13 protein-coding genes and 1 pseudogene are annotated in these 19,040 nt (G+C 61.7%); 9 read left to right on the top strand and 5 right to left on the bottom strand.

The genetic code is table 11. The features are described 5' to 3' along the window. Nucleotides 1-336: 336 nt before the first annotated feature. The 4 genes from tcuA (at nucleotide 337) to BXE_RS35415 (ending at nucleotide 6,364) form a co-directional block, all read left to right on the top strand. Complete coding sequence (tcuA, locus tag BXE_RS35430; protein WP_011492937.1) at nucleotides 337-1,818, top strand: FAD-dependent tricarballylate dehydrogenase TcuA; 1,482 nt, start codon at nucleotides 337-339, stop codon at nucleotides 1,816-1,818. A 47-nt stretch (nucleotides 1,819-1,865) separates the two neighbouring features. After that, nucleotides 1,866-3,362 (top strand): MmgE/PrpD family protein, encoded by a 1,497-nt coding sequence (locus tag BXE_RS35425; RefSeq protein WP_233518995.1) that lies wholly within the window; start codon nucleotides 1,866-1,868, stop codon nucleotides 3,360-3,362. A 162-nt stretch (nucleotides 3,363-3,524) separates the two neighbouring features. Beyond that, on the top strand, nucleotides 3,525-4,919 hold the full coding sequence (locus tag BXE_RS35420) for an MFS transporter (protein ID WP_011492935.1): 1,395 nt from the start codon (nucleotides 3,525-3,527) through the stop codon (nucleotides 4,917-4,919). Further along, a complete protein-coding gene (locus BXE_RS35415; protein ID WP_011492934.1) occupies nucleotides 4,919-6,364 on the top strand; it encodes an MmgE/PrpD family protein in 1,446 nt (481 codons plus the stop codon). Before BXE_RS35420 ends, BXE_RS35415 begins: the two co-directional genes overlap by 1 nt. A gap of 31 nt (nucleotides 6,365-6,395) precedes the next feature. Here the strand turns inward: BXE_RS35415 and BXE_RS35410 are convergent, their stop codons facing one another. Beyond that, the gene (locus BXE_RS35410) at nucleotides 6,396-7,124 is read right to left on the bottom strand and encodes a GntR family transcriptional regulator (RefSeq protein ID WP_011492933.1); all 729 of its coding nucleotides are present in this window, start codon (nucleotides 7,122-7,124) and stop codon (nucleotides 6,396-6,398) included. Nucleotides 7,125-7,220: 96 nt separating this feature from the next. Then, on the bottom strand, nucleotides 7,221-8,591 hold the full coding sequence (locus tag BXE_RS35405) for an MmgE/PrpD family protein (RefSeq protein WP_011492932.1): 1,371 nt from the start codon (nucleotides 8,589-8,591) through the stop codon (nucleotides 7,221-7,223). A 218-nt stretch (nucleotides 8,592-8,809) separates the two neighbouring features. Between BXE_RS35405 and BXE_RS35400 the strand changes: the two genes are divergently transcribed. Beyond that, entirely contained in the window at nucleotides 8,810-9,859 is a 1,050-nt protein-coding gene (locus BXE_RS35400; protein WP_011492931.1) for a quinone oxidoreductase family protein, read from the top strand. A gap of 25 nt (nucleotides 9,860-9,884) precedes the next feature. On the opposite strand, the gene BXE_RS35395 is transcribed toward BXE_RS35400, so the two are convergent. Then, entirely contained in the window at nucleotides 9,885-11,114 is a 1,230-nt protein-coding gene (locus BXE_RS35395; protein ID WP_011492930.1) for a GGDEF domain-containing protein, read from the bottom strand. Between the two features lie 154 nt (nucleotides 11,115-11,268). Then, nucleotides 11,269-12,183 (bottom strand): LysR family transcriptional regulator, encoded by a 915-nt coding sequence (locus tag BXE_RS35390; protein ID WP_011492929.1) that lies wholly within the window; start codon nucleotides 12,181-12,183, stop codon nucleotides 11,269-11,271. Nucleotides 12,184-12,352: 169 nt separating this feature from the next. Here BXE_RS35390 and BXE_RS35385 point away from each other — a divergent pair, with 169 nt between their 5' ends. The 4 genes and pseudogenes from BXE_RS35385 to BXE_RS35375 all read left to right on the top strand — a co-directional run bounded on the left by BXE_RS35385 (nucleotide 12,353) and on the right by BXE_RS35375 (nucleotide 17,592). Further along, nucleotides 12,353-13,885, top strand: coding sequence for a succinate CoA transferase (locus BXE_RS35385; RefSeq protein ID WP_011492928.1), 1,533 nt, complete (start codon nucleotides 12,353-12,355; stop codon nucleotides 13,883-13,885). A 121-nt stretch (nucleotides 13,886-14,006) separates the two neighbouring features. Beyond that, nucleotides 14,007-14,161, top strand: a pseudogene (locus BXE_RS47455) (acyl-CoA dehydrogenase N-terminal domain-containing protein); the annotation flags it as partial. Between the two features lie 624 nt (nucleotides 14,162-14,785). Next, complete coding sequence (locus BXE_RS35380; RefSeq protein ID WP_011492926.1) at nucleotides 14,786-16,084, top strand: sensor domain-containing diguanylate cyclase; 1,299 nt, start codon at nucleotides 14,786-14,788, stop codon at nucleotides 16,082-16,084. Between the two features lie 242 nt (nucleotides 16,085-16,326). Then, entirely contained in the window at nucleotides 16,327-17,592 is a 1,266-nt protein-coding gene (locus tag BXE_RS35375; RefSeq protein WP_011486526.1) for an IS256 family transposase, read from the top strand. 131 nt (nucleotides 17,593-17,723) lie between these two features. Here the strand turns inward: BXE_RS35375 and BXE_RS35370 are convergent, their stop codons facing one another. After that, on the bottom strand, nucleotides 17,724-18,575 hold the full coding sequence (locus tag BXE_RS35370; RefSeq protein ID WP_011492925.1) for a class I SAM-dependent methyltransferase: 852 nt from the start codon (nucleotides 18,573-18,575) through the stop codon (nucleotides 17,724-17,726). Between the last annotated feature and the right edge of the window lie 465 nt (nucleotides 18,576-19,040).

The raw sequence follows: 19,040 nt of genomic DNA, 5'->3' as shown, positions 1-19,040 counted from the left end.
AGATAGTTTAGATGTCAAGTAAATGGAGAGGAGATGCGCAAGGGAGGCGGGGTAATGATCCGAAGGAATAACGTCCGTCACGCGAGGCGCCCCGAACTTCGGTAATGCGCCCAAGCCCTTTGGTTCCACGCACGTCCTTGCTCTGTATCAGGGAATGTACTGATTAGAGTACTTGTGTATACAGAAGTATTCTGAAAACCAGACTTCGATAACGCAATGCAATGTCCACCACGTGCCGGGGCGCCCCGATCGGATACCGCGGGCGTTTCCGCGTGCCGGCATGGACAGCTTGCGTGCCTGCTTGCTCTGCAACATGTCTACGAGAGGAGTGACTCAATGGCGGACTATGACGTGATCGTGGTGGGGGCCGGCAATGCCGCGCTGGCGGCGGCAGTGTCGGCGCGCGAAAACGGGGCCGCACGCGTCGTCGTGCTGGAGAAGGCGCCGCGCGCGATGCGTGGCGGCAACACCCATTGGAGCGGCGGCGTGTTGCGTTTCGCGTTCGAAGATCCGCGCGAAATCGGCCCGCTGGTACCCGGCGTCGAGAAAGAATTCGAGGATTTCTACGCGGGCATTCAGCCCTACACTCGGGACGACTTTCACGGCGATCTGATGCGCGTGACGAGCGGTCAGACGGATCCGGTGCTGTCGCGCGTGCTCGTGGACAACTCGAAAGAGACCGTGTTCTGGATGCACGAAACGGGGCAGATCAAGATGGAGCCGGCCGTCAGCCTGACGGGCGTGCGCAAGGGCAATCAGATCATCTGGGCGCGTGGGCTTGTGGTTCGCGCGGAGCATGAAGGCGTCGGGCTGTCGCGCAGCTGGTTTGCGACGGTCGAGCGGATGGGTATCGAAGTGCGCTATGGCGCCGCCGTGATGGCACTCCTGCAGGACGAAACGGGGCGCGTCTGCGGCGTACGCATTCGCGATGACGAAGGCATGCGCGAACTGCACAGCCACGCCGTCGTGCTCGGCTGCGGCGGCTTTGAAGCGAACGTGCAGATGCGCACGCAGCATATCGGTCCGCTCGTGGGCGGTGCGAAGGTGCGCGGCACGCCGCACAACCAGGGCGACGGCCTGCGCATGGCAATGGACATCGGCGCCATGCCGTGGGGGCAGTGGAGCGGCTGTCACGCAACGCCGATCAGCGCCGACTGGGGCAATTTCGCGCCGCGCGAAATGACGGACCGCAGCAACCGGCTGAGCTACCTGTACGGCGTCATGATCAACCGCAAGGGCAATCGCTTCGTCGACGAAGGTGAGGACGGCGCGATGTTCACCTACGCGAAGTACGGCCGCGCGATTCTCGCCGAGCCGGGCGCGAAGGCCTATCAGTTGTTCGATTCGAAGACGGTCCATCTGCTCGAACCGCGTTATTCGACGAGTGATCCGTTACAGGCCGACACGCTCGAAGCGCTGGTCGAACAACTTGATATCGACGACAAGCCGCGCGCGCTGAAAACCCTGCAGGAATACAACGCCGCAGCGCACGAGGTATCCGACGGTTTCGATCCGACCGGCAAAGACGGCCTCGGCACGCAAGGGCTCGGCGTGGACAAGACGAACTGGGCGCTGAAACTGGACGCGCCGCCGTTCTACGCCTACACCGCGACGGGCGGCATCACGTTCACCTTCGGCGGCGTCAAGGTCGACGAACAGGCGCGCGTGATCGGTACGGACTGGCGTCCGATCCCCGGCCTGACGGCCTGCGGCGAGATGGTCGGCGGCCTTTTCTACGATAACTATCCGGCCGGCACGGGCCTGGTTTCGGGCGCGACCTTCGGGCGGATCGCAGGCCGCACGTCAGCGCGTACCTAGCGCACGGCGGACATTCCGCAGCGAACGAACAGGCGAATGGAATGAACATGACATCACAGACAGCCTCTGAGATTCCCGACGAACGCGATATGCCGATCACGCTGCGTCTTGCGCATCGCATTCACGCGTTCGGTGCGGAGCACATCACGCCGCGCGCACTAGCGGTGGCGCGCACGGCATTCATCGATACGATTGGCGTCACGTTGGCCGGTTCGGCGGAGCCATGTGTGCGCATTCTGCTGGACACGCCGGGCGTCGCTGAAGCACCGGGCAAGTGTTCGGTATTCGGCACGGCCCGCAAGACGTCCGCGCTCGACGCCGCACTCGTGAACGGCACCGCCTCGCATGCGCTCGATTACGATGATTTCAGCCAGCCGATGGGAGGACACCAGTCCGTGCCGCTGATCTCGCCGCTGCTCGCGCTCGCGGAAGAGCGGCGACTGGGCGGCGAAGCGATCATCGCAGCCTACGTGATCGGCATTGAAACGGAGATCCGCCTTGCCCGCGCGGTCAATTACCATCACTACGACAAGGGCTGGCATCCGACTTCGACGCTCGGCGTGTTCGGCGCCGCCGCCGCTGCCAGCCATCTGCTCAAACTCGACGTGGACAAAACCGCCACGGCGCTTGCGATTGCGGCGTCGCTGGCAGCGGGGTTGAAGGCGAACTTCGGCACGATGGTCAAGCCATTGCATGTCGGCCATTGCTGCCGCAACGGCTTGCTTGCCGTGCTGCTCGCGGAACGCGGCTTCAGTGCGAACCTTACGGCCCTTGAGCACAAACAGGGCTTCTTCAACGCGTTCAACGGTCCAGGTACCTACGACCCCACGCGGATTTTCGAAGACTGGTGCGCGCCGCTCGAAATCGAAAGTCCGACAATGGGCCTCAAGCAGTTTCCCTGCTGCGGCAGCACGCATCCGGCGATCGCGATGGCGCTGGCGTTGGTTCGCGAAGACGGCGTAAAGGCCGACGACATCGAAGCGATTCATATCCAGCCGCATGCCCGCCGTTTGCCGCATACGGACAGTCCCGATCCGCAGACCTCGCTTAACGCGAAATTCAGCGTGCAGTACGCGGTTGCACGAGCGTTGCTGGACGGTGTGGTGCGTCTCGAGCATTTCGAAGGTGACGCACATCGCGATCCGCGCATCCGGCGTCTGCTTGCGATCACGCGCACAGACCCGCATCCCGGCATGCCGGAAGATTCGCCGCATCAGTTCGGCGCCGAAGTAACGGTGACGATGCGCGATGGCCGCGTGCTGTCACGCCGCGTCGACGATCTGATCGGCCGTGGCGGCGATCACCCGATGTCGGGCGAAGAACTGTGGGAGAAGTTTTCCGATTGCAGCAAGCGGGCGATCGGCTCCTCGGAAGCGCTGGCGCTTTATGAAAGGCTCGAATCGCTGGAAGCTGTGACGGACGTCAGCCAGCTCGCGCGGTTGATGACAAAGCGCACGTTGCCCGGCGGCGCTGAAGCCGAGCGCGACCTGAAGGTGGTGGCGGCGCCTCGCAACACTCTCGTGGAAACTTCGTGGGTGCCGTGACGGACGCGCAGTAACGGTTGGTTGTATTGCGGCACGAAGCAGGACCGCGGGTGACATTAAAACTACGGATGGAGACAAACATGCTGAACGCTTTCTTTGCGTTTGAGATAGCAGGTGCGGTTCGTAGTGGTCGCGAATGGGTCGCGGCGCGGGAGGTGTCCCGTGAATGACGAACTGATTGCCGCGCGGATCGACCGCTTGCCGGTGTCGCGTTTTCACCGGCGTTTGTTGCTTCTCGTCAGCCTGCCGTTTTTCTTCGATATCAGCGACATCTTCACCTTTTCGTACGCAGCGCCGGCGCTCGTCAAGGAATGGGGACTCACGATGTCGAGCATTGCAATGCTGACGTCGGCGGGCTTTTTCGGCATGTTTCTCGGCGCGACGCTGGGCGGCATGCTGTCGGACAAGATCGGCCGCAAGCGCGCGTTGATCTGCTACGTCATCGCCTATTCGGTGTTCTCGCTCGCCAACGCGCTCGCACCCGACATTCCAATGCTGATGATCACGCGCGTGCTGACCGGCGTCGGTATTTCGTCGGCGACGGCGGTCGTGATGGCGTACATCGCCGAACTCTTTCCCGCGAAAACGCGCGGTACGTGGCAGAGCTGGGCGATGGTCATTGCGCTGATGGGCATTCCGATCACGAGTTGGGTCGCGCGACTGGTGGTGCCGTCCGGCCCCGATGGATGGCGCTGGATTTTCGTGTGGGGCGCGCTCGGCATCGTGTTCCTGGTTTTCACGAAGCATTTCCCGGAATCGCCGCGCTGGCTCGCGCGCCAGGGCCGCATGGAAGAAGCGGACCGCACGCTGAGCCTGATCGAAGCCGAGGTCGTGCGCACAACCGGTCCATTGCCCGAGGCGGTCGCCATTAACCGGCCGGCTGAAGTGCGCGCGCCCTGGACGTCGATGTTCAAAGGCCAGTACATTGGCCGCACGATGACGCTGTGGGCGATCTGGATCTTCCAGACGCTCGGCTTTTACGGCTTCCAGGCGTGGGTGCCGACGCTTCTCGTCCAGCACGGCATCACGATCGTTCACAGCCTCACCTACATCACGCTGATCAACATCGGCGCGGTGCCCGGCGCATTGATCGCCGTATTTCTCGCCGACCGTTTCGAACGCAAGTTCAGCATCGCGGGGGCGGCCGCGCTGATCGCCGTGTTCGGGCTGCTGTACGGGCTGAGCTTCCAGCCGGTGCTGATCGTGTCGTTCGGGTTCCTGGTCGGCATGCTGATCCAGACCTTCGCCGCGCTGTGCTATGCGTACACGCCGGAACAGTATCCGACCGATATCCGCAATACCGGCGCCGGCTTTGCGTATGGGATGGGGCGGCTGGCGAACGTCGGCAACTCGTTCATCGTCGCGGGGATCTTCATGAACTTCGGTTACGTGTGGGTCTTCGTGTATATCGCGGGCGCATGGCTCGCGACTGCCGCCGTTACGCTGCTGTTCGGCGCACGAACGACGGGACGCCGGCTCGAATCGATCAACCCCGTGCTCGCGCAAGCGGCGGACAATCCGCTGGATGCGCCGATCCTCCGGCCGGGAGATCGTTGATGATTTCCGATTCGGTTTCAGACAAGGACGCGCGACTCGTGACGACAGCCGGTTCGCACGCAGCCGGCGAAACGCCGATCGCCCGCATGCTGGCGGAATTCGCCTGGGCACTGGAACCGTCGGCATTGACCGATGAACTTCGGCGCAAGGCGACGCATCACATCACGGACGCAATCGGCCTCGCGTTCGCGTCCCATCATTTTCCGTTTGCCGCGCCGGCGCTGCGCGGTTTCGAAGCGGCCGGCTCGCGCGGCGATGCCACCGTGATCGGCGCTTCGCAGACGCTCGCGCCGCGCGATGCCGCGCTCGCGAACGGCTTCCTGATTCACGGCCTGGATTTCGACGACACGCATCCGCTCAGCATCGTGCATCCGACGGTCGCCTGCCTGCCGGCGGCGCTCGCCGTGGGCGAAGCGGTCGACGCGGATTGGGACACGTTGCTCGCCGCTTACGTCGCCGGCATGGAGACGGCGATCCGGATTGGCGCGGCCGTGAAGGGCGGCTTTCATCACGCGGGTTTTCATGCGACCGGAATCGTCTCTCACTTCAGTTCGACGATCGTCGCCGGAAAGCTGATGGGACTCGACATCGCGCAACTGGTCGCCGCGCAGGGCATCGCGGCCAGCACCGCGTCGGGCGTGCAGGTGTTTCTGGAGGAGGGCGCGTGGACCAAGCGCATGCATCCGGGCTGGGGCGCGCTCGCGGGCATCACTGCGGCCCATCTTGCGCAGAATGGCTTTGCCGGCCCGTCACGGCCCTATGAAGGCCGTTTTGGGTTGTTCGATTCGCACTTGCAGCAGCACGCGGCCGAGGTGGATTGCGGGTCGATAGGCGCCGGGCTGGGCGAACAGTGGGCCATGCTCGGTACGGCGATCAAACCGTATCCGGTGTGTCACTTCATTCACGGTTGTGCGGAAGCTGCGCTGTTGCTGCAACCGGGTTTATCGAACGCCGCCGATATCGACGAAGTAATCTGCATGCTGCCCGCGCCGACCATGCCAATCGTCGCCGAACCGGCCGCGTCGAAGATCCTGCCGCGCAGCGACTATGAGGCGAAGTTCAGCACGCAGTTCGTTGTCGCGGCGTGCCTGCTGCGCGGCCGTTTTGGTCTCGCTGAACTGGAAGCCGGGAGTCTTGCCGATCCGCAAATTCTTCAACTGGCGAGCAAGGTGCGCTGCGTTGTCGATCCGGATACGGAATTCCCGAAGTATTTCTCGGGGCGTGTGACGGTTCGGCTCAACAATGGCAGTGAGCGGAGCGAATACGTGCCGGTCAATCTCGGCAGTGGCGCTCGCGCGCTCGACGAAAACGCGATTGCTGCGAAGTTTCGCGGAACCGCGGGGTTGCGTCTCTCGCCGGATAGAGTGGATGCGCTGCTCGAAGTGCTGCTCGCGCCGGGGCGGCGCAAGGTGCGATCGTTGATGCATCTTTTGCGCGACGCGTGAGCTGGCCGCGATTCAGCGCCCGGCCTCGTGCCTAGACGCGGGCGCCTGAACGCGCCGCGCCGCTCGCGTCCGCTTCGGCGCCGAATAGCATCTGCAAACGGAGTTCGGTGGCCGCGGCGACGTGCTGATGCGCGGTGCGCTCCGCACCGTCGGCATCGTGCTTCGCAATGCACGCGACGATTTCCTTGTTCTCCTTCAGCCCGCTTTTGATTCTTCCCGGCATCGAATAGGTCGTCGAGCCGAGCAGGCCAAGCGCGTCGATCAACACGTTCGAGGTCTTGTACAGGTACTCGTTATGTGCGGCCGCAACGATGATTTCGTGCAGCCGCCGATTCAGCGACGCCACCTCGTCAGCACTCTTCGCGCGTTCGAGTTGCCCGATAACCTGCTGCATCGAGAGGATTTCGATCGGCGACGCCTGTTCCGCCGCGAAGCGGGCAGCCGCGCCGACCAGCACCTTGCGCATCGCGTACAGTTCCATCACCTGTTTCGGCGACAGTTGCACCACGACGAAACCGCGAGGCGACGCGAAGCGCACGACGCCCTCGGCTTCGAGCCGTTTCAGGGCTTCACGCACCGGCGTGCGGCTGACGGCGAGACGCTCGGCGATATCGGTTTCGCGCAGCCGGTCGCCGGACGCGAGATGGCGGTCGCGAATCTCCTGACGCAACTGTGCGTACACGTATTGCGCCAGCGAGCCTTGCCCGAAATCCGTTGTCAGTTCGGCCTCGCCGATCGTTGCACTGGATTTTTCACTCACAGATCTAACCTTCGATGTCATTGTGTCCGGAACGGTTTGCCGTAGGGGCCGCCATACGGCAGACGGTACGACAAGTATAGTCGGCCACGGCGGCGCTCAGCGCAGGCACGCCATCAGCGCGCGGACGCTCAGAAGCCTTGGTGGCTGCGTGACCGACTTCAGCGTGTGGTCCGCGCGTTCATGACCGAGCGTGCTTTCCAGCAGGCTGCGCGCCTTCTTCGTCACCGCTTCGGCGTCTACCGGGCGGCTCCAGCTTCCGGGCGGGGCGTCGCAGCGCGAGGTCACAGTGCGGCCGTCCTTCAGATGCACCGTGATCTCTACGTGCATCTTGTCGAGCGCGCCGGAAATGCCCGGGTCGGCAGACAGTGTGAAGCGATTGAGCAGCGTCTGCGCGTCTTCGGCGAAACGGCGGCTGTTGGTGAACGACGCCGGGTCGACCTTGCCGTCGAGCAACGCAATCGTCGCCGTGTATTGCCACGAGAATTTGCCGTCGAGTCCGGTTTCCGGAAACGGCCTGTCGATGTACGGCATTGCCGGCGCATGCAATTCGATCCGCGTGATGTCGTCTGCGCGGAATGTGGCGGACGCGTCGATTTGTGCGCGGACGTCGAGCGCGGCCGCGATACCGAAGTGTGTCGCGAATTGCGATGGGAACAGCTTCCACGACGGACCCGGCACTAAAGCACGGCCCAGGCCGAGCGGCGCCAGCAGCGGTTCAGTTGTGAAACGTTCGCCGAAGTAGGCATGGCCCCAGCCGCGCGGGCCGCCGAGCGCGTCGGGGTTTGCGGTAAAACCGCGACGCGCGAGCAGCGCGGCTTCGAGACCATGTGCGGCGGCGTCGCCGCAATGCAGCGCTTTCGTTTGCGAGCCGATGTTGGCCATCACACCGCTACTGCGCGACGCAGCGATGCAAACCGCCGCCGTCGCGGACAAGGTGTCGAGCCCGAGCAGATCGGCGCATGCGAGCGCGGTCGCCAACGGCCCGACAATGCCCGGCGGGTGCAGGCTCAACTGGGCCGGCTCGATCTGCGCCGAGGATAGCCGCAGCCGCCCCTGCGCTTCGATACCCTTCGCGAACGCGCGCAGCAGCGCCTCGCCCTGTAGTTCACCCGACGTATGTTCCCGCTGCTCGGCTAGTGCGAGCAGCGCCGGAAGCAGCGGCGACACCGCATGATTGGGCGGATTCCACATCGGCTCGTAATCGAGCACATGCATTGACATGCCGTTGATGCGCGCGGCGATTGGCGGTGGTGCGCTAAACCCGTGGCCAATGACGGTGGCCGGCCCGGCGCATTCGGATTGTTCTTGCGACAACCGCGCCATGTGCGTCGGTCCCGGCTCCGATGCGCCGGCTGCAGCCACCGCGACGCCGTCCATCAGCAGCAACTGGCAGCGCTCGATTAACGCCGGATCGTCCGCAGGCCAGCCGAGGATGAGTTCCGTGAATTCGCGCGCAAGATGGGTCATGACGTCACGCCTCCATAAGTCCTGATGTCGCTGCGGCTGACGAGGCGGCACCCACTGTCGCGACACCCCGGTACTGACTAAAAGCGCTGACGTTATACAGGTTTTTCTGTTGAGTACGAGTGTATACCAATGTACTCTAGCGCGTAAAATGGTTTTCGGATCCCGGTTTTCGGCGTGCGGAGTTCTTTCCGCGGCCTTCGCGGCGGCGCCGTCCTGACATGCAGTGGAGAATTGATTTGAAAGCGATACGCATCGTTAACTATGGCGGCCCGGAAGTCCTGTTGCGGCAAAACATCCCCATTCCTGCGCCCGGTCCCGCTGATGTGCTGATCAAGGTGGCCTTCGCCGGCATCAACTTCATGGATGTTCACACGCGCCAGGGCAAGTACGCGAAGTCCACGACCTATCCGGTACGTTTGCCGGTCACGCTCGGCATGGAAGGCGCAGGTGAAGTCGTAGCGGTCGGTCGGGAGGTGACGTCGTTCGTGCCGGGCGATCGCGTCGCGTGGTGCATTGCATGGGGCAGTTATGCCGAGCTCGCGGTCGTGCCGGCGGCCCGTGTCGCGAGAATCCCGGATGCAGTCGGCTTCGATCTCGCCGCCGCCGCGATCTTCCAGGGATCGACGGCGCACTACCTCTGCCACGACGTCGGTCAACTTGCGCCGGGACGCACCTGCCTGATTCACGCGGCGTCCGGCAGCATTGGCCAGTTGCTCGTCCAGATGGGCAAGCGCGCGGGAGCGACGATTTTCGCCACGGCGAGTTCGGAGCAGAAAGCCGAGGTCGTGCGTCGGCTTGGCGCTGACCATGTGGTGCTCTACGACAACGGGCGCTTTGCCGATGCCGTACGTGAAGCAACCGGCGGGAAGGGCGTTGACGTGGTCTTCGATCCGGTGGGAAAGGTGACGCTACGCGACAGTTTTCGGGCGACGCGAACGCGTGGGCTCGTCGTGAACTACGGATCCGTGTCCGGTTCGCTGAGCGACCTCGATCCGATCGAACTGGGCGAATCCGGGTCGCTCTATCTGACGCGACCACGACTGGCGGATCATCTTGCCGATGCGCAATCCGTCCAGCGCCGTGCCGACGATGTGTTCACGGCTCTGCTCGACGGCTCGCTATCGGTTTCGATCCAAGGTTCTTACTCGCTCGATGATGTCGAAGACGCGCATGCAGCCCTCGAGGAGCGGCGTCAGATCGGAAAGGCCGTGCTCGATCTGGGGAAGCCGTTAAAGAAGGACTATGTGTTGGCTTCGGACAGCGCATAGCGAGAAGCGAGAAGTGGCAGCCGGATCAATCCACCAGCATTTCGTCGTCCCCACTATCTCCGTTACAGAGCGCCGCGACGCGCACACGGTTACGGCCTTCGCGCTTCGAACGGTAGAGCGCCTCATCGGCGCGTTGCAGGATTGTGTCGAGGGTGTCGCCGGCGAGGCTGCCGGTAGCGATGCCCACGCTCAGTGTCGGCTGGACCGCAAGCGTACCGAGCGTACCAAGCGCGCCAGTCGCATTCGCGAACGCGACGCGGATCCGCTCGGCAATCGCAAGCGCCTCGCCGCCGGCGGTGTGCGGCAGCATCACGACGAATTCGTCGCCGCCATAGCGTGCGAGCGTGTCGCCGGTGCGCAGGTCGTCGCGCGCGGTGGTCGCGAATAACCGCAGCACATCGTCGCCCGTCGTATGGCCATGTGTGTCGTTGATCGCCTTGAAGTGGTCGAGATCGATCACGATGAGCGACACGGTGCCCAACATCGTGTCGGCATGTCGCGCCATGCCGCGAGCGGCTGCCACCCGCTCATACGACAGGCGCAGGCCGCTGCGATTCAACGCACCCGTCAAGGGATCGCGCTGCGCATGGTCGAACAGCAACTGGTGGCTGCGTTCGGCGGCCATCAGCAGCAATGTGAAGCCGCGCAGCGTAATGAACACCTCGCCTGTCGCGGCCATCCATTGGTAGATCGGCGTGGGGGAAGAAAACAGTGTCGTGCCGCCAATCGCGCCCCGTGAGGCCATCGCTGCACGCACCGAAAACAGCAGGGCGGTCGCACCAAAGCATCCCGCGAGCAGCCACGCGGACTTGAGACGATGCCGCCGTGCCAGCCGCACTCCTTCGACCACGATTGCCGCGTCGAACAGCGCGAAGAGCACGGACTCGAATGCGATACGCTCGCGGAAGTCGCCCGGCGCGGACCAGAAGGTGAAGAGCAGTACTTGCGACGCAGCGATGACCACGATCAGCCACCAGGGCAGCGCCGGCCGCTGCGCGAAGGCACGCACGGACACGAGCAGTACCAGAAACGCGGCTACCGTCACAGCGTTCGCCAGTTGGACGGTCACGAAATCAGGCGCCATGCCGCGCAGCGCGACGCCGAGCGTTCCCAATCCCAGCAGCACATTGCTGAGGCCCCACCATGCCGGCCAGCGCTCAAACCGTTGTGTACCGTAGGCGACCAGCTGCAGCGCGCCGAGTACGAGACAGGCGACCGCAGTGACAACGTAAAGTGTCCGGATATCGAGAATCACCTTGCTACCCCAGGTAACGGAAACGCCTGTAGCGCCGGCTACAGCGGCAGCAACGGCATGACGCTTCGCGATGCTAGCAGCAATCGTCAGAGGTTACGCATGCAATGCAACTGCTCATTGCCCGGCCGCAAGTCGATAACGGCGCTCCAGGGGACTAAGGCGCGCCGACGCGCGCCTGTTTGCCCAACACTTCGTCGCAGATGGCAAGCCACGCGCGCGCCGCGTGTGACATGTAGCGATCCGGGGACCAGATGTGCGTGAGCGTCCAGTCGAGTGCGGGCTCCGTCACCCGCGCGATCGCGAGATTGCCGACGTCGAGGCGTGCCAGAAACGGTTCCGGCAGGAAGGTGGTGCCAAGCCCCGCGGCCGCCATCGCCGCAAGAAAGTCCCAGTGGCCGCTTCTGGCCACGACATGCGGCTCGATGCCGGCCTCCTGAAATGCCGCGTGAAGGCGACGGGTTAACGCAAATCCGTCGTCCAGCAGGATCAGCGGCTGGTCCTTCAGCGCGGCGAGCTTCACGGTGCGGCGTCCCGCCCACGGCATCTCGCGCGGTCCGACGGCCCAGATCGTGCAGCGCGCGATTACGCGAGTCGCGAGCTGCTCCTGGCTGCGTCCCGGCAATAGCACGGTTGCGCCTACTTCCAGTTCACCCGCAATCACCTTCTGTTCGAGCAACTGGCCACCGTGTTCGGCGAGCCGCAGTTCGAGCTTCGGGTAGCGTTGCTGAAAGGCCCTGACGGCGGCCGGGAAGAACAGGTTGCCCATTGGCGGCATACCTACCGTGAGCTGGCCACGACCGAGCTGCGCAACGTCGGCGACCTCCGTTTGCAGTTCGCGAATCACGGAAAGTGCCTGCAAGCCGCGCTCGTAGACCACACGCCCGACATCGGTGAGCTGCACCTGTCTGCCGTCGCGAATCAGAAGCGGTTGGCCGACTTCGTCTTCGAGCTGCCGCACCATCTTGCTGATTGTCGACTGGGTGACAAAGACGGCGGCCGCCGCCTGGGTGAAGCTGCCCAGCTGGACGGTTTCCACAAAGTAGCGCAATGCGCGGATATCGATCGGCATGTCCGTACCACGAGGTCATGAAAAAAACGACTGGAAATCATGACATTAAATCACGTTATGCATCGATGAATCTTCATTAAACTTGATGGCACATAGAGCCGGATAGGCGTCATTCACCGAACGGAATGGCGCCGCATCGGCATAAAGTCCCGTATCAAAGGAGGCAGAAGTGCTTGAGGAGCGGATTCGCCTGTCGCAGCTTCGCGACAGGATCGTGACGGCGGAGCAGGCCGCATCGCTGATTCACGACGGCATGACCGTCGGCATGAGCGGCTTTGGCGCCGCCGGCGACTGCAAGGCGGTCCCTCTCGCGCTCGCTGCGCGTGCCCGCGAGCAGTCGTTACGGATCACACTGATGACAGGAGCATCGGTGGGATACGAGGTCGACGGAGTGCTCGCCGAGGCGGGTGCAATTTCCCGGCGCATGCCTTTTCAGTCGGACAAATCCCTGCGCAACCAGATCAACGCCGGCGAGGCGATGTTCATGGACCTCCACCTGTCGGAAATGGCGGAGCAACTGCGAGACGGATTCCTCGGACCCGTCGATGTCGCCGTGATCGAAGCCGTGGCGGTTGGCGAGGCCGGTATCGTGCCGACCATGTCGGTCGGCAATTCGGCGGTGTTCGCCGCGCTCGCAAAGCAGGTTATCGTCGAGATCAACCTGGATATGCCGCTCGAACTCGAAGGGCTGCACGACGTCTATCTGCCGCTATCACGTCCCGACCGGGAGCCTATCCCGCTCACGAACGCGGCGCAAAGAATCGGCCTTCCGTATATTCCTCTGGACCCCACAAAGATCGCTGCGATCGTCGTCACGCGCAAGGGCGACAGCCCCAACAAGGTTCTGCCGCCGGATGCCGACACCACGCAGATCGCCGGACACCTGAGCGGCTTTTTCTCGCACGAGGTTCGCGCGGGTCGGCTGGGTTCCTCGTTGCAGCCGCTTCAGGCCGGCGTTGGCTCGATCGCGAATGCGGTGTTGCATGGGCTCGTCGATTCAGGTTTTAGCGGCCTGCGCATGTATTCGGAGGTGCTTCAGGACGGCGCCATCGAACTGCTCGACGCCGGGTGTGTCGACTTCGCGTGTGCGTCGGCGATCATGCTGTCGAGCGAATATCAGACACGCTTTTTCGAGGGACTGGACCGCTACCGGTCGCGCGTCCTGCTGCGGCCGCAGGAAATCAGCAATCATCCGGAAGTCATTCGCCGGCTGGGCGTCATTGCGGTGAACACCGCGCTCGAATGCGACATCTACGGCAACGTGAATTCGACGCATGTCGGCGGCACGCACATGATGAACGGCATTGGGGGCTCTGGCGACTTTGCGCGCAATGCGTACCTCTCCGTGTTCGTGACGAAGTCGCTGGCGAAGGATGGCGATATTTCGAGCATCGTGCCGATGGTGTCGCACGTCGACCATATCGGACAGGATATCGACGTGATCGTCACCGAGCACGGCTTGGCCGACTTGCGCGGACTGGCGCCGCGCGAACGCGCGCAGCAGATCATCACGCATTGCGCGGACCCGCTGTACCGCGACGCGCTGCGCGACTACGTGGCAAAGGCGGGCGCGCGCGGCGGACAGACACCTCATCTGATCGAAGAAGCACTCGCGTGGCACGCGCATTATCGCGAGCGCCACAGCATGCGGCTTATTCAGACCTCGCCGCCCGCTTCGCAGCCGATCCCCGAACCTGCCTGACAGCGCATGGTGGAGCGGATTTACTGCTTCCCATACGCCTGATATGCCGCGGCGTTCGTGGTTCACGAATGTCGCGCGCCCAACCCCTTCGCTATTCCAGTTCAGATCCGTGGAGAAAGTGATGACCTATGCTGCTCCAGTTGCCGATATGCTGTTCGTGATGAAGGAACTGGCCGGACTCGACGAGATCGCGGGTTGCCCGGCTACGAAGACGCCACGCCCGAGACGGTCCAGGCCGTGCTCGAAGAGGCCCCGAAGCTGTGCGATGAAGCACTCGGCGCATACGACGGCGCGGCGTTCGGCGCGATGAAACGGCACCTCGCGCAGGGGTAGCGGGCGTTTGCGTCCGTGGTGGACTATGTGCTCGCGAAACCGTGGCGGCGATGGGCAGAGTGGCCGCCGGCGACTCGCACCTCGCCTGCGGCGTGCGAGGCAGACATCGGTTGAATCTGCTATCGCAAACTGCAAGCAAAAAGTCGGATTGCAAATACCCTGATCGAAGGGATGGCGATTGGCCGAACCGAGCCACGCCTATGCAGATTGAATTAGGCTCCGTCTACCCACAGAAGACGTTTCTCGCGCCACTGCAAATCCAAAGGCGGCTTTCAAAAATAAAATGCCACCGGCACAGCCGGTGGCTTGAGCCGGTAAGCGCCTCAAACGCGCCCATAAAATCATGAACTGCCGTGCGCCGTTGGCTCCATAAAGAGCTTCATTCGGCCGTGCCGCTCGTATTCGTCCCGTTGATGCCGCACGCATGGGCCTGAACCATCTGCCTATCCAATCCGACCATGAAGACAAAATAGCCTCGAGCCTCTAAATACCATAAGTCTGGTTATGCAACAATTGCGACCAGGATACTCAAATAGATACGGTATAACGCTCTCGTAAGGTGAGACTATGTCCGAATGGCCCAACAAACCGCACGAGTTCATGGACGGCATTGTGATCAGCGTCGCCATAGTCGGGCGCGATGAGAACGGCGAACTTGTCGTCACCGCCGGCAATAACCACTTCTTGCAAATGATGGGCGGAGCGCATGCGGACAATCAGGCATTTCCCATCCCATTCGATACGCTGATTCCGGATTACGCGCGGCCTGCGTTACGCGAGAAACTCGAGGCGTGCTTTACGTCCCGCAGAGCGCAGGAAGTGGAGCAGGCTTACGACTTCCACAAAGACACGCGGTTGTCGCGCCTCTCGCTCGAACCGATCAGGCACGCGAACGGCGGCGGGGCCGTCGTCGAAATTCTCGTAACGGGTTTCGACATGGCGCCGAAAATGTATTTGACGCACGAAGGGGAAGTCAGCGCCTCGCGGTATCGCGCGGTGGTCGACTCGGCTTACGACGCGATTGTCACCATCGATCAGCAGCACAACATCACACTGTTCAACCGCGCGGCGGAGAATCTGTTCGGCTATACATCGGCCGAAGTGCTGGGGCGGCCGATCGAAACCCTGTTGCCGGAAAAATTTCGCGCGAATCATTCGCAGCACGTGCGGCAGTTCGCGGACTCACCGCTGACGAACCTGCGGCAGTCGACTCCGCCGCGCATGGACGAGAGCAACAGCGTGTACGGGCAGCACCGCGATGGTTCGATCATCCCGGTTGAAATCGCGATTTCTAAAATCGACGTGGACGGTGTGACGGAGTTCACGGCGGTCGTCCGCGACATTACCGATCGCGCCCGGCAAATGGAACTGCTGAAGAAGCAGGCCGTGACCGACGCGCTGACAGGCCTGCCGAATCGCCGCGAGTTTCTGGAATTCGTCGATAAAGTACTCGGCACCGACGATGTTCTGTCCGTGTTCATTCTGGACATTGATTTCTTCAAGAAGATCAATGACAGCTATGGTCACGATATTGGCGATGAGGTTCTGCGGGTGCTCGCGAAGGTTGGTATGTCGATTACGCACGGATCCAATCTGTTCGCGCGCTGGGGCGGGGAGGAGTTTGTCGCGGCATTGCCCGGCGCGGATGTCGGTCTCGCGCATAGATTCGCGGAGGAAGTGCGCGAGCGTATTGAGCAGCAGGATTTCGAGCATGCGTGGCATCTGAAGCCGATTCCGTTTACCGTTAGCATCGGCGTGGTCACGCGCGCGGAAGGCGAGCGCGACGTAGATGCGTTGATGAAGCGCGCGGATCGGGCGCTCTACAGGGCGAAGAAGTTGGGCCGTAATCGTGTTGAGGTGGGATAGGCGGTGGGTGTTCAGTGCGTACGCGGTCGGCACGGTGCCAATCAGGATCAGCATGACGAGACGCGAGCCCTTTTTACTGGCGTTTTAACCTTGAGCGATCGACTTGCCCACCGCTCTTGCCAGTGAGCTAAAGTCGGAAGTGGTGTACGGGGGAGTTGAGGCGGAAGGTTGAAGGCGGTGGAGGTTTCAGCTGAGAATCTGATTGTCGAAGTCGGAAACCAGCAAACAACAAACCATCCACCATGAGCAAGTTTACGGAAAAAGAAGTCATCGGTCTATCGGGTGCCGGTCTCGGCCTGGACGAGTTGGTCCGCCAAGGAGCACGGCAGGTGATTCAACAAGCGATTGAAGCGGAGCTGGCAGAGCTGATGGAGCGGTTCGCGAACGTCAAGACCATGCACGGGCAGCGCGCCGTGGTGCGCAACGGCTACTTGCCGGAACGCGAGGTATTGACGGCGGCCGGGCCGATTCCGGTGAAAGTGCCGAAGGTGCGCGATCGATCGGGATCAGGCGTGAAGTTCAATTCGTCGATCGTGCCGCCGTACGTGAGGAAGTCGCCCCGCGTGAGCGCCGCGTTGCCGTGGCTGTATCTGAAGGGCATCTCGACGGGCGACATGAGCGAAGCGTTGAGCGTGCTGTTGGGTGAGGATGCCAAGGGTTTGTCGGCGAATGTGGTGAGCCGGCTAAAGGCGCAATGGACCGAAGAACACGTAGCCTGGAGCAAGCGAGACTTGTCGAAATCGCGCTATGTGTACTGGTGGGTCGACGGCATTCACACCGGGCTGCGCAGCGAGAATTCGGACGGTCAATGCCTGCTGGTGATCATCGGCGTGAGGCCGGATGGGAGCAAAGAGCGCGTGGCGATCGGCGACGGCTACCGTGAGACGAAGGCGTCGTGGCTGGAGCTGCTGCTGGAGCTGAAAGCGCGTGGCTTGCAGGCGGGGCCATTGCTGGCTGTTGGCGACGGCGCAATGGGCTTCTGGGCGGCCCTGGAAGAAGTGTTTCCGGCCACGCGTGGCCAGCGCTGCTGGTTTCACAAGATGGGCAACGTGCTCAATGCGCTGCCGAAGTCGCAACAGGGGCGCGCGAAGGCGGACATGCAGGCGATCTGGATGGCCGCCACGCGCGCCGAGGCACATGCCGCGTTCGATCGTTTCGTGTCGATCTATGCGGCGAAATATCCGAAAGCAGCCGAAACGCTGAAGAAGGATCGAGACAGCTTGCTCGCGTTTTACGACTTCCCTGCCGAGCATTGGCAGCATCTGCGCACCACCAACGCGATCGAGTCGACGTTCGCGACCGTGCGGCACCGCACGACACGTACGCGCAATTGCGTGTCGCGACCAACCTTCCTCGGTCTGGCATTCAAGCTGATCGAGGAGGCTGAGAAGACTTGGCGCCGTATTAACGGCCCGGAAAAGATCAAGCTGTTGCTCGAGGGCATTGCCTTTAAGGACGGCGAACCGGTGCAAGACGATCGACCGGTTCAGCAGAAACGCGCCGCTTGAAATCGACCGCCATCAAAATGTTCGTACACCACTCTTGACGTTAGCTCCTTGCCAGTCGAAGGCGCCAACAATCAGGTGGGGGGCTACAACCCTTTGAGGTGACGCGTGGCAGTCGCAGAGAGGCGTTCTCGTCAGAAACCCTTCCAGTAATCCAGAAAACCGTCTTTATAGTGAAAATAGGTAGTTTGCAATTCGCTATTTATTTCTGCCACGGTTGCCTGTAGCTCTCTTAATTTGGAGCTCCCTTTCTTGAACAGGAACCAGCTCTTAGCCTGGGGCGAATACACGGAGGCGGCGTATCCCCACTGCTGCATCAATATTTCCATGCTCTTATTCGTATGGAGTGCGGTATGGACCATAGTATTGATATAGAACCAGTTCGGGTCCTTAGGAATCCTTTCGCAAACAACGGTGTGAAGCATGAGTACACCATCATCTGCTACCAACCCATTCACCTCGTCCAGCGCGCTCCGATCCAGCACGTGCTCGAACATAGCGCTGTTTACGACCAGCTTATACGTTTTCAAGTCGCCTTCATTGACATAACGAAGTGACTGGTCGCTGCTATGAACGTAACGGTCAAAGATTTCAATCTCGGTGCCAAAATACTTTTTTAGGCACCTGGAAAATGTACCGTAGCCCGCTGCGTAGTCGAGCGCATCATTGGCATCGACGACATTGTTCTTATTGAGCATCGTCAGCGCCAGAGCTTGATCTGCGTACGGAGGCTGATTGGTTGTTCGCGACTTGACGTCGGTTTCGAAAGCATGGTGCCAACTCGAATTGAGTTGCGACCATTGATCCGACGTCATTTCCTGATGTGTCCTGGAGATGACAAATCCGCAGTTACCGCATCTCCAGAAGTTGACAGTCAAGGTACCTTCGAAAGGGCTGCCCGGATAGGTTGGGTAGTCCTTTGAAAAGAAATAATGCGTATCCGATTGGCAGATGATGCAGCTGTGTTTTTCTACCGTGTTGGACATGAAGAGCCTCTTGCATGCGTTGTGCGGCAGTGTTCAGCCCTTGGCCTGACTTCATGGGAAGCATGTCTTTGCAACATGCAAAGGCGTACCTCACCCAGGTCGGGCGACAATGGACGAACACCGCAGGGATCTGGAAATAAAAGTAACAGCGGGTGGCGCACGCACTACGATCACTCCGTTGTTTTTTATCCTGTCAATTTACCCACTTTACGATTACCACTTTGACCGAGCCGGAGTTGTCCTCCCTCCAGCACGGCCGACTCCGACACCTATGGCCACCATTGCGCAGTATGGGAATAATGATCGACTTGCAAAGGGCGGAATAACGCAGGAAATGCCCGCTTCTTCGGAGGAATTAGCCAGTTGCCCTGGTTGTATGGTTCGGGTCTCTTATACTGGGCGCGTGAAGCAGTCTTGCACTGATCGTACCGTCAGCCGTTACTGCCGCTCCCTATTTCCTCCCAA

Source organism: Paraburkholderia xenovorans LB400 (assembly GCF_000013645.1).
GTDB lineage: Bacteria > Pseudomonadota > Gammaproteobacteria > Burkholderiales > Burkholderiaceae > Paraburkholderia > Paraburkholderia xenovorans.
The sequence above is the reverse complement of the archived record's forward strand: the minus strand, read 5'-3'. Positions and strand labels throughout refer to the sequence as shown.

What these genes read in the sequence shown, in the direction of transcription:
- tcuA (WP_011492937.1), top strand. Translation starts at nt 337, where the DNA reads ATGGCGGACTATGACGTGATCGTGGTGGGGGCCGGCAATGCCGCGCTG.
- BXE_RS35425 (WP_233518995.1), top strand. Translation starts at nt 1,866, where the DNA reads ATGACATCACAGACAGCCTCTGAGATTCCCGACGAACGCGATATGCCG.
- BXE_RS35415 (WP_011492934.1), top strand. Translation starts at nt 4,919, where the DNA reads ATGATTTCCGATTCGGTTTCAGACAAGGACGCGCGACTCGTGACGACA.
- BXE_RS35405 (WP_011492932.1), bottom strand. Translation starts at nt 8,591, where the DNA reads ATGACCCATCTTGCGCGCGAATTCACGGAACTCATCCTCGGCTGGCCT.
- BXE_RS35400 (WP_011492931.1), top strand. Translation starts at nt 8,810, where the DNA reads ATGCAGTGGAGAATTGATTTGAAAGCGATACGCATCGTTAACTATGGC.
- BXE_RS35390 (WP_011492929.1), bottom strand. Translation starts at nt 12,183, where the DNA reads ATGCCGATCGATATCCGCGCATTGCGCTACTTTGTGGAAACCGTCCAG.
- BXE_RS35380 (WP_011492926.1), top strand. Translation starts at nt 14,786, where the DNA reads ATGTCCGAATGGCCCAACAAACCGCACGAGTTCATGGACGGCATTGTG.
- BXE_RS35375 (WP_011486526.1), top strand. Translation starts at nt 16,327, where the DNA reads ATGAGCAAGTTTACGGAAAAAGAAGTCATCGGTCTATCGGGTGCCGGT.
- BXE_RS35370 (WP_011492925.1), bottom strand. Translation starts at nt 18,575, where the DNA reads ATGTCCAACACGGTAGAAAAACACAGCTGCATCATCTGCCAATCGGAT.